Consider the following 25,153-nt stretch of genomic DNA (forward strand, 5'->3'; position numbering starts at 1 on the left):
GCCCACGAGGTGGACGGCCCCGGCGAGCAGCTCGGTCAGCACGTTCATGGCAGCTCCTCCTGTGTGGGCATCGCGTGCGTGGGACTACGCACGCTCCACGTGCCGGAGCGCGTGCGGGACATGCGCGAGCCCTCGGTCTGCAGCCCGTTGCTTGCGCTCTACAAGAACCACCGGGCCACTCGGACCACCGCAGGCACACGGGCATCAGACACACCACCTGAGGAGTGTCTGGGCTCCAGTTCTCATCTCGACGGAGGTGACAGGGCCGGAGGTTGACGCTTCGTCAGCGCCGCCGGGCTCCCGGACGACGGCCGAAGCATCCGTCCGGGGGTGTGTCCTCCCCCATCTGTACGACCTGAACGCGCCTCCCGCCCCGGTGCGCGGTCAGGATCGCTGGCATGCGTCTCACCCGCCGCCCGCTGCTCGTCACCGTGCTGTTCTGCGCGCTCGCCGTGCTCGCCGCCCGGCCCGCCGACGGTGACGGATCCCACGCCCCAGGCCACGGCTCCTCCTCCGTCAGCGCCGAGGTGGCGCGGCTCTACGAGGAGGCGGCGAAGGCCACCGAACGGTACGAGACCGGACGCGAGGAGGCCGAGAAGCAGCGGGACCTGGCGCAGCGGCTGGAGGAGCGGCTCGACCGCGAACGACAGGAGGCCGCGGGGCTCCGCGAGGACCTGGGCCGGATCGCCAGCTCCCAGTACCGGGACGGCGGCGGGCTGCCGCTCACCGCGCACATGCTCCTCGCGGACGACCCGGAGCAGCTGATGCGCGGTCAGCGCGTGGTGCGGCAGGCCGAGGTGACGCTGGACCAGGCGCTGGGCCGCAGCGAGCGGGCGGAGGCGCGGATCGCCCGGGACGAGGCGAAGGCCGCGGAGGCCTGGAGGAAGCTGGAGAAGCGGAACGAGGAACTCGCCGCGCTGAGGCGGGACATCGAGCAGAAACTCGAGACCGCGCGCTGGAAGCTCCAGGGCGAGGCGGACGCCTCGGTGACGGCGGGCTCCTGCCGCGGCGCCGTCCGGCTCGACCAGCCGCCGGCGCGGTACACCACCTCCTGGGTGGCTCCCGTGGAGACGTACGAGCTGTCCGCCTCCTACGGCAGCGGCGGCGCGCGCTGGGCGAACCGGCACACCGGGCAGGACTTCGCGGTGCCGATCGGGACGCCGGTGCGGGCCGTGGGCAGCGGCAAGGTGGTGAAGGTGTCCTGCGGCGGCGCGTTCGGCATCGAGATCGTGGTCGAGCACGCCGGCGGCTACCACACCCAGTACGCGCACCTGGCCGCCGTCGCCGTCGACCAGGGGGAGCCGGTGTCCCCCGGCCAGTGGATCGGCCAGTCCGGGACCAGCGGAAACTCCACGGGACCGCACCTGCACTTCGAGGTGCGGGTGACGCCGGAGACGGGGTCGTCGGTGGACCCGGTGTCGTGGCTGGCCCGGCGCGGGGTGACCCTCTGACCGGACCCGTGAGCCGCAGGCGCGTTACGCCCGCGTCCGTTCGTTCAGCAGCTGCTCGATCACCACGGCCACGCCGTCGTCGTTGTTGGCGACCGTGCGGCCCGAGGCGGCGGCGAGCACGTCCGGGTGGGCGTTGCCCATCGCGTAGGAACGGCCCGCCCAGGTCAGCATCTCGACGTCGTTCGGCATGTCCCCGAAGGCGACGACCTCCTCGTGCGAGATGCCGCGCTCGGCGCAGCACAGCGCGAGGGTGCTCGCCTTGGAGACGCCGGGCCCGCTGATCTCCAGCAGGGCGCTCGGGCTGGAGCGGGTCACGGTGGCGCGGTCGCCGATGGCGAGCCGGGCCAGGGTGAGGAACGCGTCCGGCTCCATCTCGGGGTGGTACGCGAGGATCTTCAGCACCGGTTCGGCGCCGGTGGGGGAGTCCGGGGCCAGCAGCTCCTCGGCGGGCGCCAGGCCGTCCGGTGTCTCCATGTGCAGCTTCGGGTACGCCGGCTCCTGGTGGAAGCCGTAGGTCTGCTCCACGGCGTACACCGTGCCCGGGGCGGCGTCGCGCAGCAGGCCCACCGCGTCCAGGGCGTTGCCGCGAGGCAGCTCGCGCACCTTGACGAAGCGGTGCGCGCCCGGACCGCCGTGCAGGTCGACGACGGCGGCGCCGTTGCCGCAGATGGCGAGGCCGTGGCCGTGCACGTGGTCGCTGACCACGTCCATCCAGCGGGCCGGGCGGCCGGTGACGAAGAAGACCTCGATGCCCGCCTCCTCGGCGGCGGCGAGGGCCGTGACGGTCCGCGGGGACACCGACTTGTCGTCGCGGAGCAGGGTGCCGTCGAGGTCGGTGGCGATGAGCCGCGGTGGGGTGGTGGCGGCCGGGGTCTCGGGCTCTCGGATCGCTGAGGTCACCCCGCCATTGTCCCGCATATGCCCGCACGGCCGTGCGGGACTCCGCACATCTGAGTGATTACCGACGTCACCAGCGGCTTCTCGCTCCTCCTCGGGAGGGCGGCGCCCGTCCTCGCTCATCGCAGCTGCGCCGGGGCCTCCATCGCGATCCGTTCGAAGACCTTCTGGTCCGCCGCGAAGTCGGAGTCGGGGACGGGCCAGTGCAGCACGATCTCGGTGAATCCCAGCGCGATGTGGCGGCCGGCGAAGTCGACGAACGCCTCCAGGGACTCCAGCGGGCGGCCCCGGTCCGGGGTGAACCCGGTGAGCAGGATCTTGTCCAGTTCGGTGACGTCCCGGCCGATCTCGGCGCAGGCGTCGGCGAGCTTCTCCGTCTGGCGGCGAATGGCCTGAACCGACTGCTCGGGCGTGCCGCTCTCGTACAGCTTCGGGTCGCCGGTGGTCACCCACGCCTGCCCGTGGCGGGCGGCGAGCCGCAGTCCGCGCGGTCCGGTCGCCGCCACGGCGAACGGCAGCCGGGGCCGCTGGACACAGCCGGGGACGTTGCGCGCCTCGTGCGCCGCGTAGAAGTCGCCCTCGTACGACACCGTGGCCTCGGTGAGCAGCCGGTCCAGCAGGGGCACGAACTCGGCGAAGCGGTCGGCGCGCTCGCGCGGGGTCCACGGTTCCTGGCCGAGGGCGGTGGCGTCGAAGCCGGTGCCGCCCGCGCCGATGCCGAGGGTGACCCGGCCGCCGGAGATGTCGTCGAGGGAGATGAGCTCCTTGGCGAGGGTGACCGGGTGCCGGAAGTTCGGCGAGGTCACCAGCGTGCCCAGACGCATCCGCTCGGTCACGCCCGCGGCGGCGGTGAGCGTCGGGACGGCGCCGAACCAGGGGCCGTCGCGGAAGCTGCGCCAGGACAGGTGGTCGTAGGTGTAGCCCGCGTGGAAGCCGAGCTCCTCGGCCCGCACCCAGGCGGAACGGCTGCCCTCGTGCCAGCGGCGGTACGGGAGGATCACGGTGCTCAGGCGCAGGCTCATGCCACCGAGCCTAAGCGGCGCGTCCGGCTTCACGTGAAACACACCCTGCACCCGTGAGGACGTCCGGGCTCCCGGGGCTCGCCCGGCGCCGCACCCGGGTGTTCAGCCATGGACGGTCCTCGGGGTCGACTCCTGGTGCGTCCGGTCCCCGGGAGCGGCGCGACGAGGAGACAGCCCGGAGGGCGGTGACGCCGGCCTCGGCGGGGGCAGACGCTTCATGCCGTCGAGCACGGCCTACCGGCCCTCGGCGAAGCGCAGATAACGGGCCGGGACGGCCTCGGTCAGCCAGACGCCGTTGGCGCTGACGTGGAAGACACGGCCGTCGTGGTGCATGGCGCCCGCGTCGACCGGCAGCACCACCGGCCGGCCCCGGCGGGCGCCGACGCGGGTGGCGGTCTCGCGGTCGGCGGACAGGTGCACGGCGTGCCGGTTCATCGGCCGCAGGCCCTCGGCACGGATCGCCTCCAGGTTCCGGGCGACGGTGCCGTGGTAGAGCCGGGCCGGAGGGACGGCGGGCGGCAGCCGGAGGTCCACGGGGACGGTGTGTCCCTGACTGGCGTGGATCCGGGCGCCCTCGACGGCGAAACGCCGTTTGTCATTGGCGGCGACGACGTGGTCCAGCTCCTCCCGGGTGAGCGGGAAACCGTGCTCCGCCGCCGCGTCGATCAGCGCGTCGATCTCGACCCAGCCGGCCGCGTCGGGGGTCAGCCCGATCCTCCCGGGCTGGTGGCGCAGGTGCTTGGCGAGGTACTTCGACACCCGCACGACGCGTCTTTCGTCCATCTGTTCAGAGTGCCGAGAGAGACGCGTATCACGCGATCGATTTATGTCCGAAGGTTTGATCCACAGACAAGTGAGGTTATCCACAGCCGAGCGTGGGATTCTGTGGACAACCGAGCCGCCTTGCACAGGGCGGACCGGTCGCGCCGGGCACACCCGGCAGACGGTCACACCGGCGGCCTCACCCGCGCGATCCTCCGCGCGGCCCCCGGCAGCCAGCGCGCCAGCGCGTACGCGGCCCGCGCCTCCGGGGTGACCGGCACGACCGCCTCGTCGCGCACCACCGCCCGCAGGACCGCGGCGGCGACCTTCTCCGGCGGGTAGTTCCGCAGCCGGTACAGCCGGTCCGCCTTCCCCCGCCTGCGCCGCTCCTCCGCCGTGTCCGTGCCGGCGAAGCGCGCGGTGGAGGCGATCCCCGTGGTGACGAACCCCGGGCACACCGCCGTCACGCCGATCCCCCGCTCCGCCAGGTCGGCCCGCAGGGACTCGCTGAGCATCAGCACCGCCGCCTTGGACGCCCCGTAGGCGGGCAGCGACCTCGACGGCTGGAACGCGGCCGCGGACGCCACGTTGACGATGTGGCCGCCCTGTCCGCGCTCCGCCATCCGCCTCCCGAAGTGCAGACAACCGTGGATCACGCCCCACAGGTTGACGTCGAGGACCCGCTTCCAGTCCTCCGTCGTGGTGTCGAGGAAGGAACCGCCCAGGCCGACGCCCGCGTTGTTCACCAGCACGTCCACCACCCCGTGCGCGGCGGTGACCCGCTCGGCGAGCTTCTCCACGGCCCGCTCGTCGGCCACGTCCGCCGTCTCCGCCCAGGCGTCCACGGCACCGCGCGCACGGGCCTCCCCGGCGGTGCGGAGCGCCGCGTCGGCGTCCCGGTCGACCGCCACCACCCGCGCGCCCGCCTCGGCGAACGCCAGCGCGGTGGCCCGTCCGATGCCGCTCCCCGCGCCCGTCACCAGCACCAGCCGCCCGCCGAACCGGTCGGCGTACCGGCCCCGGGCCCGCCCCTCGGGCCGCCCGTCCTCCACGGACGTCACGAAGTCGGTGATCCAGGTGGCCAGCTGGTCGGGCCGGCTGCGCGGCGCCCAGTGGCCCGAGGACAGGGTGCGCCGGGTCAGCCGGGGCGCCCACCGCTCCAGACCGTCGTGGATCCGCGGTGAGAGGAACCGGTCCCCCAGCGGTGTGACGAGCTGCACGGGCACGTGGGCGTAGGCGTCGGGGCGCGGGTCGCGCAGTCGCGGCCGCACGTTGTCCCGGTAGAGCCAGGCGCCGTGCGCGGCGTCCGACGGCAGGGACGCCGTCGGGTAGCCGTCGCCGGGCACCCGCTCCGCGCGCTCCAGCAGCCGGGGCCAGCTCCGGCCGAGCGGCCCGCGCCAGGCCAGCTCGGGCAGCACGGGGGTGTGCAGCGCATAGACGTACCAGGACCGGGCGCCCTGGCCCAGCAGCTGCACCGCCCGGCGCGGGGTCGGCCGGGCCACGCGGCGGTTGATCCAGTGTCCGAAGTGGTCCAGCGAGGGACCCGAGACCGAGGTGAACGACGCGATCCGCTCCCGCGCACGCGGCACCGTGACGAACTCCCACCCCTGCACCGAGCCCCAGTCGTGCCCCACCAGGTGCACCGGCCGGTCCGGGCTCACCGCGTCCGCCACGGCCAGGAAGTCGTCCGTCAGCTTCTCCAGCGTGAACCCGCCGCGCAGCGGACGCGGCGCCGTCGACCGGCCGTGCCCGCGGACGTCGTAGGCCACCACGTGGAACCGTCCGGCGAGGCGCGGCGCGACCCGCGACCACACCTCCTTGCTGTCCGGGTAGCCGTGCACCAGGACGACCGTGGGGCGCTCCGGGTCGCCCAGCTCGGCCACGCACAGCTCGACCCCGCCGGTCCGCACCCGGCGCTCCCGCGCACCCTCGAGTCCCGTCACACCGGCGAATCTCGCAGCTGCTCGGACACCCCGTCAACAGCGGACCCCGAGCTGTGCATAACTCTCAGGCAGGGTGTCCCCTACGGGCGCGTACGACTCCAGGGGGACCCCAAGACGACCCCGCGGTCTGACGACCGCAGTGGTACGGGTCACTACCGTCATGAGGGTGACTGTGATCGCGACCGAAAGCCTGAGCAAGCGGTTCCCCCGGGTGACCGCGCTTGACCGGCTCTCCGTGGACGTCGGGCCCGGTGTGACCGGGCTCGTCGGAGCCAACGGGGCCGGCAAGTCCACGTTGATCAAGATCCTGCTGGGTCTGTCCCCCGCCACGGAGGGCCGCGCCGAAGTGCTCGGACTCGACGTCGCCACCGAGGGCGCCGCCATCCGGGAGCGGGTCGGCTACATGCCCGAGCACGACTGCCTGCCCCCGGACGTCTCGGCCACCGAGTTCGTCGTCCACATGGCGCGCATGTCCGGACTGCCGGCCACCGCGGCCCGGGAGCGCACCGCGGACACCCTGCGCCACGTCGGCCTGTACGAGGAGCGCTACCGCCCCATCGGCGGCTACTCGACCGGCATGAAGCAGCGGGTGAAGCTCGCGCAGGCCCTCGTGCACGACCCGCGGCTGGTCTTCCTGGACGAGCCGACCAACGGCCTCGACCCGGTCGGCCGCGACGAGATGCTCGGTCTCATCCGCCGCATCCACACCGACTTCGGCATCTCGGTCCTGGTCACCTCCCACCTGCTGGGCGAGCTGGAACGCACCTGCGACCACGTCGTCGTGGTGGACGGCGGCAGGCTGCTGCGCTCCTCCTCCACGCGGGACTTCACGCAGACCACCACCACCCTCGCGATCGAGGTCACCGACACCGACGAGCACCCCGACGGCACCCGCGCGGTGCGCGAGGCGCTCCACGCGCGCGGGGTGACCGTCCAGGACGGCAGCGGACTGCCGGGCGCCGGGCGCGTCCTGCTGCTCACCGCGCAGGGCGAGGACACCTACGACCTGGTCCGGGACGTGATCGCGGACCTGGGCCTCGGCCTGGTGCGCATGGAACAGCGGCGGCACCAGATCGCCGAGGTCTTCACGAACGACGCGGACGACGCGCAGCGGAAGGAGGCGGTCGGCCATGGCGGCTGAGCAGTCCCTGCAGGCACCAGCCACCCCGTCGGGTGACACCCGTATCCACAACATCGGCTACCGCTCCTACGACGGGCCGCGCCTCGGCCGCTCGTACGCCAGGCTCTCGCTGTACTCGCAGTCCCTGCGCGGCGCCTACGGCCTCGGCCGCTCGGTGAAGTCCAAGGTGCTGCCGATGCTGCTGTTCGTGGTGATGTGCGTGCCGGCCGCGATCATGGTCGCCGTCGCGGTCGCCACCAAGGCGAAGGACCTGCCGATCGACTACACGCGCTACGCGATCGTCATGCAGGCGGTCATCAGCCTGTACGTCGCCTCGCAGGCACCCCAGTCGGTCTCCCGCGACCTGCGCTTCAAGACGGTGCCGCTGTACTTCTCGCGGCCCATCGAGACCGCCGACTACGTCCGCGCCAAGTACGCCGCGCTGGCCTCCGCCCTGTTCATCCTGACCGCGGCGCCGCTGCTGGTGCTGTACGTCGGGGCGCTGCTGGCCAAGCTCGACTTCACCGACCAGACCAAGGGATTCGCTCAGGGACTGGTGTCCGTGGCCCTGCTCTCACTGCTCTTCGCCGGCATCGGCCTGGTCATCGCGTCGGTCACGCCGCGCCGCGGCTTCGGCATCGCCGCCGTGATCGCCGTCCTGACCATCTCCTACGGTGCGGTCTCCACCCTCCAGGCGATCGCAGAGGTCCAGAACAGCGGCGACGGCATCGCCTGGATCGGCCTGTTCTCGCCGATCACCCTCATCGACGGCGTCCAGTCCGCCTTCCTGGGCGCGACCTCGGTCTTCCCGGGCGGTGTGGGCCCGACCCACGCGGAGGGCGTCGTCTACGTCCTGTTCACCCTCGGCCTGATCGCCGCCAGCTACGGCCTCCTGATGCGCCGCTACAAGAAGGTGGGCCTGTGACAACCCTCAGCATCGACCACGTCTCCCGCTGGTTCGGCAACGTGGTCGCCGTCAACGACGTCACCATGACCATCGGCCCCGGCGTCACCGGCCTGCTCGGCCCCAACGGCGCCGGCAAGTCCACCCTGATCAACATGATGGGCGGCTTCCTCGCCCCCTCCACCGGCACCGTCACCCTCGACGGCGAGCAGGTGTGGCGGAACGAGAGGATCTACCGGCACATCGGCATCGTCCCCGAGCGCGAGGCGATGTACGACTTCCTCACCGGCCGCGAGTTCGTCCTCGCCAACGCCGAGCTGCACGGCCTGGGCGCCAAGGCCGCCCAGAAGGCGCTCGCCACGGTGGAGATGGAGTACGCGCAGGACCGCAAGATCGCCACCTACTCCAAGGGCATGCGGCAGCGGGTGAAGATGGCCTCCGCGCTGGTCCACGACCCGTCGCTGCTCCTGCTGGACGAGCCCTTCAACGGCATGGACCCGCGCCAGCGCATGCAGCTGATGGACCTGTTGCGGCGGATGGGCGACGAGGGCCGCACCGTGCTGTTCTCCTCCCACATCCTCGAAGAGGTCGAGCAGCTCGCCTGGCACATCGAGGTCGTCGTCGCCGGCCGGCACGCGGCCAGCGGTGACTTCCGCCGGATCCGCCGCCTGATGACGGACCGCCCGCACCGCTACCTGGTCCGCTCCAGCGACGACCGCGCCCTCGCGGCCGCGCTGATCGCCGACCCGTCCACGTCCGGCATCGAGGTGGACGTCACGGAGGGCGCCCTGCGCATCCAGGCCGTCGACTTCGGCCGCTTCACCGCGCTGCTGCCGAAGGTCGCGAGGGAGCACGGCATCCGCCTGCTCACGGTCTCGCCGTCCGACGAGTCCCTCGAGTCCGTGTTCTCGTACCTGGTCGCGGCGTAGGAGGCCCTGATGTACGACCCCACAGTCGCCCGGCTCACCTACCGGGCCCTGCTCGGCCGTCGCCGGGCCCTCATCCTGGGCGCACTGCCCCTGCTGCTCCTCGTGATCTCCCTGGCGGTGCGCGCCCTCGCCGGCGCCGACGACCAGACCGCCGCCGACGTCCTCGGCGGCCTGGCGCTCGCCACCATGGTGCCGATCATCGGCGTCATCGCGGGCACCGGCGCGATCGGCCCGGAGATCGACGACGGCTCGGTGGTGTACCTGCTGTCCAAGCCGATCAAGCGGCCGACGATCATCTACACCAAGCTGATCGTCGCCGTCGCCGTCACCATGGTGTTCTCCGCGGTGCCGACGCTGATCGCGGGCTTCGTCCTCAACGGCAACGGCCGGCAGGTCGCGGTCGCCTACACGGTGGCCGCCCTGGTCGCCTCGATCGCCTACGCGGCGCTGTTCCTGCTGCTCGGCACGGTCTCGCGGCACGCGGTGGTCCTCGGCCTGGTGTACGCGCTGGTCTGGGAGGCGCTGTTCGGTTCCCTGGTGCCCGGCGCGCGCACGCTGAGCGTCCAGCAGTGGTCCCTCGCCGTGGCGGAGAAGGTGGCGGGCGGCGAGCTGGTCACCTCGGACGTGGGCCTGACCACGGCGACGGTCGCGCTGGTCGCCGTCACGGTGCTGGCCACCTGGTACGCCGGCCAGAAGCTGCGCACGCTGACGCTCGCCGGCGAGGAGTGAGGGGCGCCTCCCCTGGGAAGCGCGAGGGCGGTGCCGCTCACCGGCGGCACCGCCCTTCGCCGTCTCCGGCCGTTTTATTCGGTGGCGCGCGATGTGTCCGGCCGGGCACAGTGAGATGTCCGCATCGCCGGGAACGTCCGGCGACCGTGAGCCGGGAGAGGAGCGGGACCATGCCCATGCACGGCAGTACGTCCCGTTCCCGTCGGGGCAGCCCGCGGCGGACTCCGGAGTAATCCCTACTGCTCCGTCGAGTCCCCCCGAGGACCTGCCCGGGGCGGCCGCTTCGAGCGCGCGCACATGAGGGCGCGCGGGCCGCCCACCCGGAGGATTGGCCGAGTGGTAAGGCACCGGCTTGGTTCAAGCCGCGGTCGGGCCCGGAAAGCCCGCGCACGTTCGATCCGTGCATCCTCCGCCGAACGCCGAACGCCGAACGCCGAACGCCGAACGCCGAACGCCGAACGCCGAACGCCGTAGGCGCGGTGAGCGGCGCTCAGCGCAGGGACGTCAGCCCAGCAGGCGCTCCAGCACCACCGCGATGCCGTCGTCCTCGTTGGACGCCGTCACCTCGTCGGCGACCGCCCGCAGCTCACGGTGGGCGTTGGCCATGGCGACGCCGTGGCCGGCCCAGGCGAACATCGGGATGTCGTTGGGCATGTCGCCGAAGGCGATCGTCTCCGCCGCCTTCACGCCGAGCCGGCGGGCGGCGAGCGACAGCCCCGTCGCCTTGGACAGCCCGAGCGGCAGCAGCTCCACGATGCCCTCGCCCGCCATGACGACGGTGACGAAACCGCCCGCGGTGCGCTCGGCCGCCGCGGCCAGCTCGTCCGAACTCAGCTCCGGATGCTGGATGTACAGCTTGTTCAGCGGGGCCGCCCACAGGTCCGAGGCGTCCGTGAACGGCGTCGCCGGCAGCGCGCCGGCGACGTCGTAACCCGGCCCGACCAGCACCTCGCCGTCCAGGCCGTCCCGGCTCGCCGCCAGGTGCAGCGGGCCGACCTCCGCCTCTATCTTGGCGAGCGCCACCCCGGCGAGCTGCCGGTCCAGCGTCACGGAGGTCAGCAGCCGGCCGGTCCCGGCGTCGTACACCTGGGCGCCCTGGCCGCAGACCGCGAGGCCCTGGTAGCCGAGGTCCTCGAGGATCGGGCGGGTCCAGGGCACCGCGCGGCCGGTGACGACGATGTGCGCGGCACCCGCCGCGGCGGCCGCGGCGAGCGCCTCACGGGTGCGTCCGGACACCGAGTGGTCGTCACGCAGCAGCGTGCCGTCCAGGTCGGTGGCGACGAGCCGGTACGGGAAGGGGGACAGCGCGCCGCTCACTTGGCGACCGGTTCCAGGAGCTCGCGGCCGCCCAGGTAGGGGCGCAGCACCTCGGGCACGCGCACCGAGCCGTCGGGCTGCTGGTGGTTCTCCAGGATCGCCACGATGGTGCGCGGTACGGCGCACAGCGTGCCGTTGAGCGTGGCCAGCGGGCGTACCTTCTTGTCCTCACGCACCCGGATCTGCAGGCGGCGCGACTGGAACTCGGTGCAGTCCGAGGTCGAGGTCAGCTCGCGGTACTTGCCCTGGGTCGGGATCCACGCCTCGCAGTCGTACTTACGGGCGGCCGAGGAGCCCAGGTCGCCCGAGGCGACGTCGATGACGCGGAACGGCAGCTCCAGCGAGGTCAGCCACTGCTTCTCCCACTCCAGCAGCCGCCGGTGCTCCTCCTGCGACTCCTCCGGGGTGACGTAGGAGAACATCTCCACCTTGTCGAACTGGTGGACGCGGAAGATGCCCCGGGTGTCCTTGCCGTGCGAGCCGGCCTCGCGGCGGAAGCAGGGCGAGAAGCCCGCGTAGCGCAGCGGCAGCCGGTCGGCCTCCAGGATCTCGTCCATGTGGTAGGCGGCCAGGGCCACCTCGGACGTGCCGACCAGGTACAGGTCGTCCTTGTCCAGGTGGTAGACGTCCTGCGAGGCCTGGCCGAGGAAGCCGGTGCCCGCCATCGACTGGGGGCGCACCAGCGCCGGGGTCAGCATCGGCGTGAAGCCGGCCGCCGTGGCCTGCGCCATCGCGGCGTTCACCAGGGCCAGCTCGAGCAGCGCGCCGACGCCGGTCAGGAAGTAGAAGCGGCTGCCGGAGACCTTGGCGCCGCGCTCGACGTCGATCGCGCCGAGGAGCTGGCCGAGCTCCAGGTGGTCCTTGGGCTCGAAGCCCTCGGCGGCGAAGTCGCGGACGGTGCCGTGCGTCTCCAGCGTGACGAAGTCCTCCTCGCCGCCGACGGGCACGTCGGGGTGGACGAGGTTGCTCAGCCTGAGCAGGAGCTCCTGGGTCTCCGCGTCGGCGGCGTCGCGTTCGGCGTCGGCGGCCTTGACGTCGGCCTTGAGCTGCTCGGCCTTCTTGAGCAGCTCGGCCTTCTCGTCGCCGGCCGCCTTGCCGATGAGCTTGCCGAGCGACTTCTGCTCGGCGCGCAGCTCGTCGAAGCGGACGCCGGACGACCTGCGCCGTTCGTCGGCAGACAGGAGGGCGTCGACGAGCGCGACGTCCTCTCCACGGGCACGCTGCGAAGCGCGCACACGGTCGGGGTCCTCACGGAGCAGGCGAAGGTCAATCACGCGGTCAAGGCTACCGGTGCGGGGCGACGGCTCACGACCGACTGCTGCGGCACCGCGCTGTGCGTCCCTTTGCACGTGAATTGCCGGGTGTGTTCTTCATGGCCGCTTCGAGGTCAATACGGGAAGCGTCATCACTGGAAAGGGTCGGTCATGAGGCTCCGGGTTGACCGGAAACCCTTGTGCGGAACGGGACTTGGGGTCTGGCTGTCCACAGCTTTCCACATCACGCGAAAAGTTATCCACAGGTTGTGGGGAAGATCTGTGGATGCCGGAATCGATCACTCCGAAAGGCTCGGCCGAAGGCGGTGTTCTCCTGCGTGAACTCCCCCTATCGCCACTTTTGAGAGGAAAGGGATCCCTCCAAAGGGTTGATCACCGCAAAAGAGTGGACGAAGCGCGGGCTGATGCGGAATGAACGCGCTCATGGCCTGTGGGGCGTTTTGTCGACCGAAGGGCGGCTCGGTGTCGACTTGTCCCCAGGTCGAGAAGCTGACCTGTGGATAACTTCTGTGGACAATGACCCTCGGCAGGCAGGCCGGTTCCCGCCGCCCCCCCGCACCGGCCCGGGACCGCCCCTCAGAACCGGCCGTCCTGGCAACGCGCCACCCAGTCCGCCGCCCCCATGAACTCCTCGTCCGACGTCCCCGGGTACGGCGGCTGCACCTCACCGGGACGCACGCCCGCCCTCGGGTACGAGCCGAGGTAACGCACCTGGAGGCAGATGCGCTTCAGGCCCATCAGCGCCTCCGCCATCCGACGGTCGGAGATGTGCCCCTCGGCGTCGACGCAGAAGCAGTAGTTGCCGATGCCGGCTCCGGTCGGCCGCGACTGCAGCAGCATCAGGTTGATGCCGCGGGTGGCGAACTCACCCAGCAGGTCGCGCAGACCGCCCGGGTGGTCGTCGCGCTGCCACAGGACCACCGAGGTCTTGTCCGCCCCGGTCGGCGCCGCCGGACGCGCGGGCCGGCCCACCAGCACGAACCGCGTCTGGGCGTTCTCCGCGTCGTGGATGCCCGTCTCCAGCGCCTCCAGCCCGTACCGGGCCGCCGCGAACTCGCCGGCGAAGGCGGCGTCGTACCGGCCCTCCTGGACCAGCCGCGCACCGTCCGCGTTCGAGGCGGCCGACTCCCAGACGGCGTCGGGCAGGTGCGTGCGGAGCCAGTTGCGCACCTGCGGCTGGGCGGCCGGGTGGGCGGTCACCGTCTTGATGTCCGACAGCTCGGTGCCCGGGCGGACCAGCAACGCGAAGGTGATCGACAGCAGCACCTCGCGGTAGATCATCAGCGGGGCGCCCGCGACCAGCTCGTCGAGGGTGGTGGTGATCCCGCCCTCCACCGAGTTCTCGATGGGGACGAAAGCGGCCTCGGCCTCGCCGGCGCGCACCGCGTCGAGCGCGGACTGCACGGACACGTACGGGACCAGCTCACGCGTGGCCGCCTCGGGAAGCGTGCGCAGGGCGACTTCGGTGAAGGTGCCCTCTGGGCCGAGATACGCATAGCTCGCTGGCATGACCTCACCCTAATGGGCCCACGCCGACGGCAACTCCCGAGACAGCTCGCGAGGGTGACTCCGCGCGGTTCTCATCCCTCCAGCAGCGCCTGGCCCACATACTCGCCCTCCGCCGCCCCGCCCGGGACCGCGAACAGCCCGCTGGCCTCGTGGCGGATGAACGGCGTCAGGGCGTCACCCCGGTCGAGCTTGCGCTGCACCGGCACGAAGCCGCGCAGCGGATCGGCCTGCCAGCAGATGAACAGCAGACCCGCGTCGGGCGTCCCGTCCGCGTCGATGCCGTCGTGGTACGAGAACGGCCGGCGCAGCATCGCCGCCCCGCCGTTCTGGTCGGGCCGTGTGATCCGCGCGTGCGCGTTGACGGGGACGACCAGATTGCCCCGGGCGTCTGTCTTCTCCAGGTCCATCTCGGTCGTCTCGTCGCCCCCGGACAGCGGGGCGCCGTCCGACTTGCGCCGCCCGATGACACCCTCCTGCTCCTTGAGCGACAGCTTCTCCCAGTCGTCCAGCAGCATGCGGATCCGGCGTACGACCACGTAGGAGCCGTTCGCCATCCAGGCGGGCTCGCCCTGCTCCGGCACGAAGATCCGCTCGTCGAAATCGGGTTCTTCGGGCTTCGGATTGCGGGTGCCGTCGACCTGGCCCATCAGATTGCGGGTGGTCATCGGGCGGACGGTGGCGCCCGGCGAGCGGTTGAAGCCGTTCATCTGCCAGCGCACCCGGGCCGCCGCGCCCGCGTCCTTGTGCACCGCGCGCAGGGCGTGGAACGCCACGAGGGCGTCGTCCGCGCCGATCTGCACCCACAGGTCGCCGTCGCTGCGGGCCCGGTCGAGCCGGTCGGAGGAGAAGGCGGGCAGCGGGTCCAGGGCGGCCGGACGCTGCTTCTCCAGCCCGGTGCGCGCGAAGAAGCTGTGCCCGAACCCGAAGGTGAGGGTCAGCGAGGAGGGTCCGGCGTCACGGGCCACGTCGCTGTCGCCCTGGGCGTCGAACTCACCGGCCATCAGCCGCCGGGCGGTGTCGGACCAGCGGCGCAGCAGCGCGGCCGCCTCCTTGCGTCCGGCGCCGGGCATGAGGTCGAAGGCGACGAGATGGCCACGCGAATGGAGCGGGTCGGTGATGCCCGGCTGATGTCTCACGTGAAACGGCACCCGGGTGGCACCGACCGAGGTGAGCGGGGTGGCCCCGGAGGGTGCCGCCGCGTAGCCGACGGCCCCGCCCGCAGCCCCGAGCACGAGCCCGGCGGCGCCGGCCGTGCCGAGCAGACGCCGTCGTGAGATGCCCGTCCCGGAGGCGGCGGTTTCCGTCGTGGGTTCCTCCTCGGGGGCGCGGGTCTGCGACAGGGAAGGGTCAGGCATGGTGGTTCAGCCGATCTGAGCGTTCTTGGAGACGGTCACCTGGTCGATGTCGGAGGTCCGCACGGTCACCTCGACCTTCCAGTCGCCCGCCATGGGGATCTGCACTCCGCTCGCCGACCAGTGTCCGGTGGCGATGCGGTCGGGGGCGACGGGCAGCGGTCCGATGTCCTGGGCGGTGAGGGTGAGGGCGATCTTCACCTCGGGGACGTCGACGGGCTTTCCGTCCGGTCCCTCGGCGTAGACGTGCATCACGTTGTCGCCGACCCGGGCGGGGTCGAGGTCGACCGAGACGACGCCCTTGCCGTTCTGACCGCCGGTGTCGAAGGGCATGGTCAGGCTCACCGCGCCACTGCCCTGCCCGGTCTCCGCGGCGGCGGAGGACGAGGTGGCCGTCGCCGCCCGCGCGTCCTGCTCGGTGCGGCCCGGCTCGGTCTGCGTCAGCACGGTGGTGACGGCCAGCAGCACGACGGCGACGCCCGCCTCGGCGAGCACCGACCGGCGCAGTCCGAACCGGTTCGGGTCGGCGTCCCGCAGCCGTTTCTGCCGGGCGGCCTCCGCCGCGGCCCGCTGCCGTGCGAGCTGCGCGGCCCGTACGGAGTCCTTTCCGGCTTCGGCCTGCTTCGCGTCGGGGGCCTCCGGCGGGGCGGTGCCGGCCGGTTGCCCGACCTCCTCGGCCGCGGCGGGCATCCGCGCGTCGGCCAGCCGCTGCGTCCAGCGGCGCGACACGAAGGCGGCCGCGACCATCACGGCCACCAGCACGATCTTGACGAGCAGCAGCTGCCCGTACCGGGTGTCGGTGAAGGCGGACCACGAGCCGAGCTGCCGCCAGCTCTGGTACACGCCGGTGACGGCGAGCGTGACCACGCTGCCGAAGGCGAGGCGCGAGAACCGCCGGACGGCGTCCCGCCCGACCGGCGTCTCGACGGGCGCCCGGTAGAGCGCGACGAGGAGGGCGGTGAGCCCGCCCAGCCAGGCGGCGACCGCCAGCAGGTGCACCACGTGGACCGGCATGGCCACGCCCGCCTGGATGCCCTGCGAGGCGTGCTCGGACATGGCCCAGCTCGCGGCCAGCCCGGCTGAGACGACCGTCCCGCCGACCGCCAGCCCGAAGGTCAGGTCCCGCTGGTCCGGCTCGCCGCCGTCCCCGGAGCCCTCCGCGCGGTCGGAGCCGGCGGCGTCGTCGGCATGGTCGTCCGGGCTACCGGCGGGCGCCGTACGGGCGTACGCCCCGAACAGCACCGCGATGAACAGCGCCGCCGCGGCGAGCAGCAGCAGCCGGGACACCAGGGCCGCGCCCGTCTTGGTCTGGAGCACGTCGCCGAGCAGGGTCAGGTCGAAGATGTCACCGGCCTTGCCGGAGGTGGTGTAGGAGCCGCGCAGCATCAGCAGGCCCAGTGTGGCGGCGGTGAGCGCGAGCCATCCGGAGACCACCAGACGCTGGACCGCCCGCACCCGGGCGCCCGGCCCCCAGCAGGCGAGGACGAAGGCGGCCCCGCCCGCCATGACGACGAAACCCGCGTAGGAGACGTAGCGGCCGAAGCCGTACAGCCAGCCCACGAGGCCGTCGTCGGAGCCCTGCGCGGAGACCGAGACGGTCGTCTCCGAGGGCGCGCCGATGGAGAAGGTGAACGCGCCGGCGACCGGGTGGCTGTCGGCGGACACCACCTGGTAGGCCACCGTGTACGTACCGTCGGGCAGCCCGCTCACCAGCCGCACGCTGTACGTGGTGCCGCTGGGGTTGGCGGGGTCGCCCTTGTCCACCCGCTCGCCCTTGGGGTCCAGCACCCGCACGGAGTCGTCGCTCACCGCGATCGGCTCCGAGAAGGTGAGCGAGACCTGCGAGGGCGCCGTGTCGACCACCGCCCCCTGCGCGGGGTCGCTGCCGGTCAGCGCGGCGTGCGCGGAGGCGGGAGCGGCCCCGGCGAGGAGCGCACCGGCGACGGCCAGGATCAGCAGCACCAGGGTCCGCACGCGGGGGGCGATGGTCTGGGTCACAGGGGTGTCTCCCTCAGTGTCCGGTCGTCGGGCGGTAGGTGGCCGGCTTCACCGGGATTTCGACCGTGACGGGGTCGGAGTGGGCGAAACGCAGCTCGACGGAGACCTTCTGACCCTGCTTCGGCTTGCGCTTCAGCTGTTCGAACATCAGATGGTTGCCGCCGCTCTCCAGCACGAGGCTGCCGTGGGCCGGGATGTCGAGGGACTCGACCTCCCGCATCGACCCGTCGACGGTCTCGTGCACGGTGACCTGGCCGGCGACGTCGCTGCTGACCGAGGTCAGCCGGTCCGCGGCGTCACCGTCGTTCGTGATCGTGAGGAACCCCGCTGCCAGGTCCGACACCGGCTGCGGCATGTACGCGGACCCGACCGACAGCCGGGCCGTGCCGTCGTCCGGGCCTCCGCATCCGGTCAGGGCCAGCGCGCCGGCCACGGCCAGGGCGGCGGCCGCGCGGAGCCTCACGGATTCTCACCCTTGATGATCTTGGGAAGGTCCTGGGTGTAGTCCTCGACGGTGGCGTCCTCGCCGTAGAGGACGTAACCGCCGTCCGTCTTCGGGGAGAAGGCGATGACCTGGGTGCCGTGGTCGGAGACGGTCTTGCCGTTGTCGTCCTTGCGCGGCGGGTCGATGGAGATGCCGAGGGTGCGGGCGCCGGCCTGGATGGTGGCGAAGTCGCCGGTCAGGCCGACGACCTGGGAGTCGATCCCCTCGAGCCACGTGCCGAGCTCGGCGGGGGTGTCCCGCTCGGGGTCGGTGGTGACGAACACGATCCGCAACTGGTCCTGCTGCTCCTTGGGGAGCTGCTTCTTGGCCACCGCGATGTTGTTCATCGTCAGCGGGCAGACGTCGGGGCAGTGGGTGTAGCCGAAGTAGATCAGCGTGGGCCGGCCCGCGGTCCGCTCGCGGAAGTCGTACGGCTTGCCCTCGGTGTCGGTGAGGACGAGATCGGGCTTCTCGAAGGGCTTGTCGAGGACGGTGGCCGCCTTCTGGCCGCCGGCCTCCTCGGACACCACGGAGACGGGCGAGCCGCCGTCGCCGTCGTCGCCGCCGCAGGCGGTGAGGGTCAGCGGGACGACGGCGAGCAGAGCCGCCGCCGCGAGGGTCTTCTTGCGCATGGGATGGTCCTGAAGGTGGGTGTGCTGCGGCGCGCACCGGGAGGCCGCGGGGCCGCGGGCCGGCCCCGGCGCGCGCCGTGGAGAGGGGTGGCTCAGGCGGTGCGACGGCGCCCGGCGAGCACGCCGTAGGCGATGCCCGCGGCGCCGGCCACGATGCCGACGACGCCCAGGACGCGGGCGGTGGTGTCGGTGCCGCCGGAGCCGTCGTCACCGGACGCGGCGGAGGTCTCGGCGGATGCCTTCTCCGCGTCGTCCGACGCCTCGTCGTCGTCGGCGGCGTCGTGCCCGTGGCCGTCCTCGGCGGGCGCGGTCAGGGAGAGCACCGGAGCCGGGTGGTCGGGCTCGTCCTGGCCTTCCTGCGGCACCTCGATCCAGCGGACGACCTCCTTGTTGGAGTACGTCTGCAGGGCCTTGAAGACGAGCTCGTCGGTGTCCTCGGGCAGCGTGCCGACGGACACCGGGAACTTCTGGAAGAAGCCCGGCTGGATCCCGTCGCCCTTGGCGGTCCAGGTGACCTTGGAGACGGCCTCGTCGATCTTCTTGCCGTGCACCTCGAGCGGCTCGGCCAGGCGGGACTTGGTGACCTTGATGTCCCAGCCCTCGACGGGCTGCGGCATCACCGACGCCAGGGGGTGGTCCGACGGGAAGGTGATCTCGAGCTTGGTGGTCGAGGCGTTGTCCCGCTCGTTGGGGACCTTGAAGCCGACGACCGCGTAGCCGCCCTGCGCGGCCTCACCCTCGGGCTGCACGCTGACGTGCGCGAAGCCGGGGGAGGACACGGCGAGGACGGTGAAGCCGGCGACGGCGCCGGCGGCGGCGATACGGGAAGCCTTCATGGCAGAAGCACTCCGCTTCGTAGAGGTTTCGCTGACGATGAGGGATGCGCGGCGCGGACGGCCGGTCGCTCCCCTCACGGGACGACGGCCGGGCGCACACGGCGGAACCGGCGCACACGCGTGCCGCACGGAGGCGTCCCTCACTTCGTCCGGAAACCCCGGGACGGTGGGTCGCCCCGCGTCAGGCGGCGAGCACGAGCGCGGAGGCGCCGGCCGGGGGACCCCGGCGGACCACCGTGTGGTGCAGACCCGCGGAGCGCGGCGGAAGCGGTGCGAGCAGCGCGGTACGCGGGGTGACCGGGCCCGTCTCGGGCGCGCCGGGAAGCCCGGCGCGCAGGGCCCGCACCAGGGCGAGCGCCCCGCGGAGCGACCGTACGAGGGCGCCTTCGGCGACGCCCCGCGCGGACAGCTCGGCCAGGCGCAGCAGGGCCAGGTCGCCCCGCCGCAGCAGCCAGCCCGCGGCCAGGGCGGCGAGGACGTGGCCGAGCAGCATCGGCAGCGACGGCAGCAGCGACCCCGCCGGACCCGCCGTCACGACGTCGGCCGCGTGGGCGGCGGGCCCGTGCGGTGCGATCCGGGCGTCGGCGAGGACCCGCTCGGCCTCGGCCGGGCTGATCGAGCCGGGCCCGCACAGCAGACGGGCGGCCTGGGCGACCAGCGCGGCGTCGGACGCGGAGCCCGCGACGGGCGCGCCGTGCTGCCCGAGTCCGAACAGCGTGTGCAGCGCGGTCTGCCCGCCGGCCAGCAGCGCCGTGATCACCGGCAGCGGACGGGCGCGTCCGGCGAGCGGTGCGGCGACCGCGAGCGCGGCGAGGAATCCCGCGCCGAGCGTCCACAGCGGGACGGCGTCGTACGAGGCGAGGGAGTGGCCTGCCCCGGACAGCACGACGCAGACCGCGGCGAACACCGCGGCCCGCAGGAACCGGAGTCCTCGTCCGGCGCGCGTCGTGCGCGGGTGGGGGGCAGACATGGCGGCCTCATCATCGCACCAGCACCGGGGGCGCCGTACGGCAGGTCCGCAAGATGAGGTACGACCGTAAGGTCACCTGTGTGATGCGGTGTCCCGCATACACCGATCAGCTCCTCCGTACACCCGCCATATGGGTGGTGTCACGTCAACTTCGCGCTTACAGGTGACCACTCAGGGCAATACGTAACGGTATGTCGAGCCGCAGCCAGGAGGCTGGAGCATGAGCATCTGGTGGTCACTCCGTCTGCGGCGTGATGCCGCCAGCGTGCCGCTCGCCCGGCGCCTGCTGCTCGGCACCATGGAGACCGCGGGCGTCGACCCCGAGATCTCCTACGACCTCTCCGTCGCCCTCAGCGAGGCCTGCGCGAACGCCGTGGAGCACGGCGGCGGCGCCCCGTGCGACGACACCTCCGAGGCGTTCCGGGTGACCGCCTACCTCGACGGCGAGAAGTGCCGCATCGAGGTCGCCGACGCCGGCCCCGGATTCCCCGCCGCCGGGACCCGCCCCCGCACGCGGACCGTGCCCGCCGAGGCGGAGCACGGACGGGGCCTGTGTCTCATCGAGCAGCTGGCCGACCACGTCCACATCGGCAACAAGCCGGGCCGGGGCGGCGCCGTGGTGAGCTTCGACAAGGTCCTCAAGTGGCGTGAGGACGCCCCGCTGACGGCGGTGTGACGTACGCGGCGAGGGCCCCTCCCGGCGACCGGGAGGGGCCCTCGTCCCTGTGCGCGTCGTGTGCGTCAGCCCTTGAGGCCCGCCATCCACGCCTCGACCTCGTCCGAGCGGCGGGGCAGCGCCGCGGAGAGGTTCCGGTTGCCGTCCTCGGTGACCAGGATGTCGTCCTCGATGCGGACGCCGATGCCCCGGTACTCCTCGGGCACCGTCAGGTCGTCGGCCTGGAAGTACAGGCCGGGCTCCACGGTGAGCACCATGCCCGGCTCCAGCGTGCCGTCGACGTAGGTCTCGGTGCGCGCGGCGGCGCAGTCGTGGACGTCCATGCCGAGCATGTGGCCGGTGCCGTGCAGCGTCCAGCGGCGCTGCAGGCCCAGCTCCAGCACCCGCTCCACGGGCCCCTCGACCAGGCCCCACTCGACGAGCCGCTCGGCCAGCACGCGCTGCGCGGCGTCGTGGAAGTCCCGGTACTTGGCGCCCGGCCTGACCGCCGCGATGCCGGCCTCCTGGGCGTCGTACACGGCGTCGTAGATCTTCTTCTGCAGCTCGGTGTAGCGGCCGTTGACCGGCAGGGTCCGCGTGACGTCGGCGGTGTAGTACGTGTGGGTCTCCACGCCGGCGTCGAGCAGCAGCAGGTCGCCGGAGCGGACCGGGCCGTCGTTGCGGACCCAGTGCAGGGTGCAGGCGTGCGGGCCCGCGGCGCAGATGGAGCCGTAGCCGACGTCGTTGCCCTCGACGCGGGCGCGCAGGAAGAACGTTCCCTCGATGTAGCGCTCGCTGGTCGCCTCGGCCTTGTCGAGGACCTTCACCACGTCCTCGAAGCCGCGCACGGTGGAGTCGACGGCCTTCTGCAGCTCGCCGATCTCGAAGTCGTCCTTGACCAGCCGCATCTCGGAGAGGAACACGCGCAGTTCCTCGTCGCGCTCGGCGGTGACCTTGTCGGTCAGCGCCGCCTCGATCCCGGCGTCGTAGCCGCGCACCACGCGGACCGGGCCGGTGGCCTCGCGCAGCGCGCCGGCCAGCTCGCGGACGTCGGAGGCGGGGATGCCGTAGAGCTTCTCGGCCTCGGTGAGGGAGTGCCGACGGCCCACCCACAGCTCGCCCTGCCCGTCCAGCCAGAACTCGCCGTTCTCGCGGTTGGACCGGGGCAGGAGGTAGATCGTCTCCTGGTGGCCGTCGGCCGTCGGCTCCATGACGAGGACGCCGTCCTCCGTCTGGTTGCCGGTGAGGTAGGCGTACTCGACGGACGCGCGGAAGGGGTACTCCGTGTCGTTCGACCGGGTCTTCAGGTTGCCCGCCGGGATCACCAGGCGCTCCCCGGGGAAGCGGGCGGACAGCGCCGCGCGGCGGGCGGCCGTCTCGGCGGCCTGCGCGACCGGCTCCAGGTCGTGGAGCTCCGTGTCGGCCCAGCCGCTCCTCATGTTCTCGGCCAGCTCGTCGGACACGCCCGGGTACAGGCCGTTCTTCCGCTGCTTGACGGGCTCCTCGTCGGCAGTCTCCGGGGTCTCCGGCAGCTCCTCCGCCACGGTCATCCTCCTCGATACGGCACTGGACCACCCCCATCGTACGGTCGGGTGGAAACGGACGAACCGGGGTAGCGCCTGTTACCGCGGAGGCACGGTGAGTGAGCGGCACCCGTGCCCGGGGGTCAGTCGAAGCGCGCCGCGAGCAGCACCACGTCCTCCGGGGTGTCCGCGTCCTCCGTGCCCTCGGGGAGCACCGCCCGCAGCACGTGGTCGGCGACGGCGCCGGGGTCGCGGCGCAGCGCCCGAGGCACCCCGGCCGCGGCGGCGTGCAGCCGGGCGAAGGCGCGGTCGGTCGGGTCGCCGGTGCGGTGCAGCAGCCCGTCGGTGTAGAGCAGCACCGTGTCGCCCGCCTCCGCCTGGACCTCCACGCTGGGCGCCTCCCAGCAGGCGAGCATCCCGAGCGGCGCGGAGACGGACGTCTCCACGAACTCGGTGCGGCGCTCGCCGAGCAGCAGCGGCGGGCTGTGCCCGGCCCCGGCCAGGGTGATCCGGCGCACCGCCGGCTCGCAGTAGCCGAACAGCGCGGTGGCCGACCGGGCCGGCTCGGTCAGCCGCAGCAGCAGCTCCAGGTCGGACAGGACGGCGACCGGGTCCTCGCCCTCCATCACGGCGTACGCCCGCAGCGACGCCCGCAGCCGCCCCATCGCGGCGACCGCGCTGGGCCCGGAGCCGGTGACGGAGCCGACGGCGAGACCGAGCGCGGCGTCCGGCAGCGGCAGCGCGTCGTACCAGTCGCCGCCGCCGCTCGGGCAGGTGCGGTGGCGGGCGGCGAGCTGCACGCCGGCCACCCGCGGCAGGCGGGACGGCAGCAGCTCCTCGGTCATCGTGGCCATCGACGCGCGCGTCCGCTCCAGCTCGAGGAGGCGGGCGAGATGCTCCGCGGCGTGCCGGACGTACAGGCCGACGAGGTGGCGCTGCCGTCCGGCCGGTTCGGCGGGCTCGTCGTAGAGCCAGACGACCGCGCCGATGCGTCCGGCGGAGCCGGTGGCGAGGGGGAGGGCGTAGCTCGCGGCGTAGCCGAGGCGGGCGGCGACCTCGCGGTGCCGGGGGTCGAGCCCCTTCTCGGCGAACAGATCGGGCTCGGCCACGCCGTCGTCGCCGCCGGGCAGCCCGTCGAGGATCCGGCCGTGCGGCAGTGAGCCGCGCGGCACCGTCTCCATGTGGCCGAGGTCGGCGCGGCCCAGCCCGAATCCGACGGTGGTGGACGGGCCCCGGCCGTCGGCGGGTTCCAGGGCGACGAGCCCGCGCCGGGCGCCCACCAGGGCGGCGCCCGCGCGCAGCAGTTCCTCCAGCGCGGCGTCGAGCGTGCCGGCGCGGACCAGGCGCTCGGTCAGTTCGTGCAGGGTCGTGAGGTCCGAGACCCAGCCGGCGAGACGGTCCTGGAGCAGCGCGCCCGGGGCGTTCCGGGAGTGTGCCGCGGCGGACGGAGTGGCGCCCGTGGCGGGCGCGACAGTGTGTGCGGGGGCGGGGACCGTCGAGTCGATTCCGGCCACTTTCGGAGGGTGCGGAGCGTTCATGGCGTCCGGCCTTCCGGCCGGTACGTACTGCTCGAAAGCATCGCAAACCCCCATGTCGTTCTGCGCCGCCGGCAGTGTCTCCACATGTACACGTACTCGTGAGGAGATGTCCAGCATTGTCCTGCTGGAATTCCTGGTGTCCGTGCGACCGCGGAGAACTTCTGGTACACCTCTTGCCGAAATTCGAAATTGGCTTGAAACTGCCTCAGGGGGAGGCCTGCTGCGGTCGACTGGCCTTGCTCGACGGAGCGTCACAGCGGTCGTGATGGGTACGTACTCGGAGAAGGCCAGGGGCGGTTGGGAACCACCCGGGAACCTGGCGACGGACCCGGGCGTCTCAACCACCGACGACCGTGCCCCATCCTCCCGTGGCGGAGGCGGAGAGAACCACGCGCGACGGCAAACGCCAGACTTCGCCACCCCACGCCGTGCCCGTACGTCTGACGAACGCTGTATGGGTGGAACGGCCGCGGAGGCAGCCCATGCCCGGCCCCTAGGGGTTCTCCCTGCCCGGCACGGGGGTGTGATGCGCCAACAGGTACGCACAGTGAAGTGATCGACACATGACGTGAGTGGTCCACGGTGTTGCCAGGCGTGCAACGGAAAGGAACGAGCGCTCATGCGCGAGATCCTCGGAAGGCGACGCAGGCTCCTGTCCCGGCGCGGTGACGAAGGGCCCGATCTGATCGGTGCGGCCCTGACCTTCGCCGCGCAATGGCAGTGGCCCGTCCTCCCCGGCGTGGCGGCCGACCCGCAGGACGGGTCCCGCTGTGCCTGCCCCGACCCGGAGTGCACGGTGCCGGGCGCCCACCCGTTCGACCCCGGCCTCCTCGCCGCCACCACCGACGTCCGGATGGTGCGCTGGTGGTGGACCAACCGGCCGACGGCGCCGATCGTGCTCGCCACCGGCGGCAAGGCCCCGTGCGCGGTGTCCCTGCCCGCCTTGCCGGCCGCCCGCGCGCTCGCCGCGCTGGACCGCCGGGGGATGCGGCTCGGCCCGGTCGTCGCCTCGCCCTCCCGCTGGGCGGTCCTCGTCAAGCCGTACTCCCTGGAGCAGTTGGGCGAGCTGCTGTACGCCAAGGACTTCGTCCCCGGATCGCTCCGCTTCCACGGCGAGGGCGGCTACCTGGCCCTGCCTCCGTCCGGCACCGCGCAGGGCGGGATCCGCTGGGAGCGGGCGCCGCTGCCCGGCTCCGCGGCGCCCTGGGTGCCCGATGTCGAGGCCGTGGTGGACGCGGTGGTCGACGCCCTGACCCGTACGGGTGTGAGCGCCCCCGAGATGTAGGGGGGGCGCCGTCGCGCGCCGCG

22 protein-coding genes and 1 tRNA gene are annotated in these 25,153 nt (G+C 72.7%); 8 read left to right on the plus strand and 15 right to left on the minus strand.

All coding sequences use genetic code 11. The features are described 5' to 3' along the window. Positions 1-398 precede the first annotated feature (398 nt). Positions 399-1,451 carry a M23 family metallopeptidase gene (locus tag C1708_RS16730; protein WP_106413438.1) on the plus strand — a complete coding sequence of 351 codons (1,053 nt, stop codon included), beginning with the start codon at positions 399-401 and terminating at the stop codon, positions 1,449-1,451. A gap of 24 nt (positions 1,452-1,475) precedes the next feature. Here C1708_RS16730 and C1708_RS16735 read toward each other — a convergent pair whose 3' ends face one another. From C1708_RS16735 to C1708_RS16750, 4 genes are all read right to left on the minus strand, one after another. Further along, positions 1,476-2,369, minus strand: a complete 894-nt coding sequence (locus C1708_RS16735) for a Cof-type HAD-IIB family hydrolase (protein WP_198602515.1) — start codon at positions 2,367-2,369, stop codon at positions 1,476-1,478. 98 nt (positions 2,370-2,467) lie between these two features. Further along, a complete protein-coding gene (locus C1708_RS16740; RefSeq protein WP_106413440.1) occupies positions 2,468-3,370 on the minus strand; it encodes an LLM class flavin-dependent oxidoreductase in 903 nt (300 codons plus the stop codon). 234 nt (positions 3,371-3,604) lie between these two features. Further along, complete coding sequence (locus C1708_RS16745; RefSeq protein WP_106413441.1) at positions 3,605-4,153, minus strand: RNA 2'-phosphotransferase; 549 nt, start codon at positions 4,151-4,153, stop codon at positions 3,605-3,607. A 164-nt stretch (positions 4,154-4,317) separates the two neighbouring features. After that, positions 4,318-6,075 (minus strand): SDR family oxidoreductase, encoded by a 1,758-nt coding sequence (locus C1708_RS16750; RefSeq protein ID WP_106413442.1) that lies wholly within the window; start codon positions 6,073-6,075, stop codon positions 4,318-4,320. Between the two features lie 172 nt (positions 6,076-6,247). Between C1708_RS16750 and C1708_RS16755 the strand changes: the two genes are divergently transcribed. From C1708_RS16755 to C1708_RS16775, 5 genes are all read left to right on the plus strand, one after another. Beyond that, a complete protein-coding gene (locus C1708_RS16755) occupies positions 6,248-7,216 on the plus strand; it encodes an ABC transporter ATP-binding protein (RefSeq protein WP_106413443.1) in 969 nt (322 codons plus the stop codon). Next, positions 7,206-8,120, plus strand: a complete 915-nt coding sequence (locus tag C1708_RS16760; RefSeq protein WP_106413444.1) for an ABC transporter permease — start codon at positions 7,206-7,208, stop codon at positions 8,118-8,120. The genes C1708_RS16755 and C1708_RS16760 overlap by 11 nt, the downstream gene beginning before the upstream one ends. Continuing rightward, the gene (locus tag C1708_RS16765) at positions 8,117-9,028 is read left to right on the plus strand and encodes an ABC transporter ATP-binding protein (RefSeq protein ID WP_106413445.1); all 912 of its coding nucleotides are present in this window, start codon (positions 8,117-8,119) and stop codon (positions 9,026-9,028) included. The genes C1708_RS16760 and C1708_RS16765 overlap by 4 nt, the downstream gene beginning before the upstream one ends. Before the next feature lie 9 nt (positions 9,029-9,037). Beyond that, positions 9,038-9,757, plus strand: a complete 720-nt coding sequence (locus tag C1708_RS16770; protein ID WP_106413446.1) for an ABC transporter permease subunit — start codon at positions 9,038-9,040, stop codon at positions 9,755-9,757. A gap of 322 nt (positions 9,758-10,079) precedes the next feature. Then, positions 10,080-10,169 (plus strand) — tRNA-OTHER (locus C1708_RS16775). 92 nt (positions 10,170-10,261) lie between these two features. Here C1708_RS16775 and C1708_RS16780 read toward each other — a convergent pair. From C1708_RS16780 to C1708_RS16820, 9 genes are all read right to left on the minus strand, one after another. Continuing rightward, positions 10,262-11,074: an HAD family hydrolase gene (locus tag C1708_RS16780; protein ID WP_106413447.1), complete on the minus strand. Its 813-nt coding sequence runs from the start codon at positions 11,072-11,074 to the stop codon at positions 10,262-10,264. After that, positions 11,071-12,348: a serine--tRNA ligase gene (serS, locus tag C1708_RS16785; RefSeq protein WP_106413448.1), complete on the minus strand. Its 1,278-nt coding sequence runs from the start codon at positions 12,346-12,348 to the stop codon at positions 11,071-11,073. Before serS ends, C1708_RS16780 begins: the two co-directional genes overlap by 4 nt. A gap of 576 nt (positions 12,349-12,924) precedes the next feature. After that, positions 12,925-13,857 carry a prephenate dehydratase gene (pheA, locus tag C1708_RS16790; protein WP_106413449.1) on the minus strand — a complete coding sequence of 311 codons (933 nt, stop codon included), beginning with the start codon at positions 13,855-13,857 and terminating at the stop codon, positions 12,925-12,927. Positions 13,858-13,928: 71 nt separating this feature from the next. Next, positions 13,929-15,212 (minus strand): iron uptake transporter deferrochelatase/peroxidase subunit, encoded by a 1,284-nt coding sequence (gene efeB, locus C1708_RS16795; RefSeq protein ID WP_106413450.1) that lies wholly within the window; start codon positions 15,210-15,212, stop codon positions 13,929-13,931. 6 nt (positions 15,213-15,218) lie between these two features. Then, complete coding sequence (locus C1708_RS16800) at positions 15,219-17,207, minus strand: copper resistance CopC/CopD family protein (protein WP_106413451.1); 1,989 nt, start codon at positions 17,205-17,207, stop codon at positions 15,219-15,221. Positions 17,208-17,220: 13 nt separating this feature from the next. Continuing rightward, positions 17,221-17,670, minus strand: coding sequence for a copper chaperone PCu(A)C (locus C1708_RS16805; protein WP_106413452.1), 450 nt, complete (start codon positions 17,668-17,670; stop codon positions 17,221-17,223). Next, positions 17,667-18,323: an SCO family protein gene (locus tag C1708_RS16810; RefSeq protein WP_106413453.1), complete on the minus strand. Its 657-nt coding sequence runs from the start codon at positions 18,321-18,323 to the stop codon at positions 17,667-17,669. Before C1708_RS16810 ends, C1708_RS16805 begins: the two co-directional genes overlap by 4 nt. 92 nt (positions 18,324-18,415) lie before the next feature. Further along, positions 18,416-19,159, minus strand: coding sequence for a YcnI family copper-binding membrane protein (locus tag C1708_RS16815; RefSeq protein WP_106413454.1), 744 nt, complete (start codon positions 19,157-19,159; stop codon positions 18,416-18,418). A 181-nt stretch (positions 19,160-19,340) separates the two neighbouring features. Continuing rightward, a complete protein-coding gene (locus C1708_RS16820; RefSeq protein WP_106413455.1) occupies positions 19,341-20,129 on the minus strand; it encodes a hypothetical protein in 789 nt (262 codons plus the stop codon). Between the two features lie 220 nt (positions 20,130-20,349). Here C1708_RS16820 and C1708_RS16825 point away from each other — a divergent pair, with 220 nt between their 5' ends. After that, on the plus strand, positions 20,350-20,805 hold the full coding sequence (locus tag C1708_RS16825; RefSeq protein WP_106413456.1) for an ATP-binding protein: 456 nt from the start codon (positions 20,350-20,352) through the stop codon (positions 20,803-20,805). 65 nt (positions 20,806-20,870) lie between these two features. Here the strand turns inward: C1708_RS16825 and C1708_RS16830 are convergent, their stop codons facing one another. Together C1708_RS16830 and C1708_RS16835 are read right to left on the minus strand one after the other, a co-directional pair. Beyond that, complete coding sequence (locus C1708_RS16830; RefSeq protein WP_106413457.1) at positions 20,871-22,334, minus strand: aminopeptidase P family protein; 1,464 nt, start codon at positions 22,332-22,334, stop codon at positions 20,871-20,873. A 116-nt stretch (positions 22,335-22,450) separates the two neighbouring features. Continuing rightward, on the minus strand, positions 22,451-23,962 hold the full coding sequence (locus tag C1708_RS16835) for a PP2C family protein-serine/threonine phosphatase (protein WP_106413458.1): 1,512 nt from the start codon (positions 23,960-23,962) through the stop codon (positions 22,451-22,453). A gap of 502 nt (positions 23,963-24,464) precedes the next feature. Here C1708_RS16835 and C1708_RS16840 point away from each other — a divergent pair. After that, complete coding sequence (locus C1708_RS16840; protein ID WP_106413459.1) at positions 24,465-25,130, plus strand: bifunctional DNA primase/polymerase; 666 nt, start codon at positions 24,465-24,467, stop codon at positions 25,128-25,130. Positions 25,131-25,153 lie beyond the last annotated feature (23 nt).

It is taken from the genome of Streptomyces sp. DH-12, from assembly GCF_002899455.1.
Classification (GTDB): Bacteria; Actinomycetota; Actinomycetes; order Streptomycetales; family Streptomycetaceae; genus Streptomyces.

Coding starts and splice junctions, on each gene's coding strand:
- C1708_RS16730 (WP_106413438.1), top strand. CDS start 399: ATGCGTCTCACCCGCCGCCCGCTGCTCGTCACCGTGCTGTTCTGCGCG.
- C1708_RS16735 (WP_198602515.1), bottom strand. CDS start 2,369: ATGCGGGACAATGGCGGGGTGACCTCAGCGATCCGAGAGCCCGAGACC.
- C1708_RS16740 (WP_106413440.1), bottom strand. CDS start 3,370: ATGAGCCTGCGCCTGAGCACCGTGATCCTCCCGTACCGCCGCTGGCAC.
- C1708_RS16745 (WP_106413441.1), bottom strand. CDS start 4,153: ATGGACGAAAGACGCGTCGTGCGGGTGTCGAAGTACCTCGCCAAGCAC.
- C1708_RS16760 (WP_106413444.1), top strand. CDS start 7,206: ATGGCGGCTGAGCAGTCCCTGCAGGCACCAGCCACCCCGTCGGGTGAC.
- C1708_RS16770 (WP_106413446.1), top strand. CDS start 9,038: ATGTACGACCCCACAGTCGCCCGGCTCACCTACCGGGCCCTGCTCGGC.
- pheA (WP_106413449.1), bottom strand. CDS start 13,857: ATGCCAGCGAGCTATGCGTATCTCGGCCCAGAGGGCACCTTCACCGAA.
- efeB (WP_106413450.1), bottom strand. CDS start 15,212: ATGCCTGACCCTTCCCTGTCGCAGACCCGCGCCCCCGAGGAGGAACCC.
- C1708_RS16810 (WP_106413453.1), bottom strand. CDS start 18,323: ATGCGCAAGAAGACCCTCGCGGCGGCGGCTCTGCTCGCCGTCGTCCCG.
- C1708_RS16815 (WP_106413454.1), bottom strand. CDS start 19,159: ATGAAGGCTTCCCGTATCGCCGCCGCCGGCGCCGTCGCCGGCTTCACC.
- C1708_RS16820 (WP_106413455.1), bottom strand. CDS start 20,129: ATGTCTGCCCCCCACCCGCGCACGACGCGCGCCGGACGAGGACTCCGG.
- C1708_RS16825 (WP_106413456.1), top strand. CDS start 20,350: ATGAGCATCTGGTGGTCACTCCGTCTGCGGCGTGATGCCGCCAGCGTG.
- C1708_RS16830 (WP_106413457.1), bottom strand. CDS start 22,334: ATGACCGTGGCGGAGGAGCTGCCGGAGACCCCGGAGACTGCCGACGAG.
- C1708_RS16835 (WP_106413458.1), bottom strand. CDS start 23,962: ATGCTGGACATCTCCTCACGAGTACGTGTACATGTGGAGACACTGCCG.
- C1708_RS16840 (WP_106413459.1), top strand. CDS start 24,465: ATGCGCGAGATCCTCGGAAGGCGACGCAGGCTCCTGTCCCGGCGCGGT.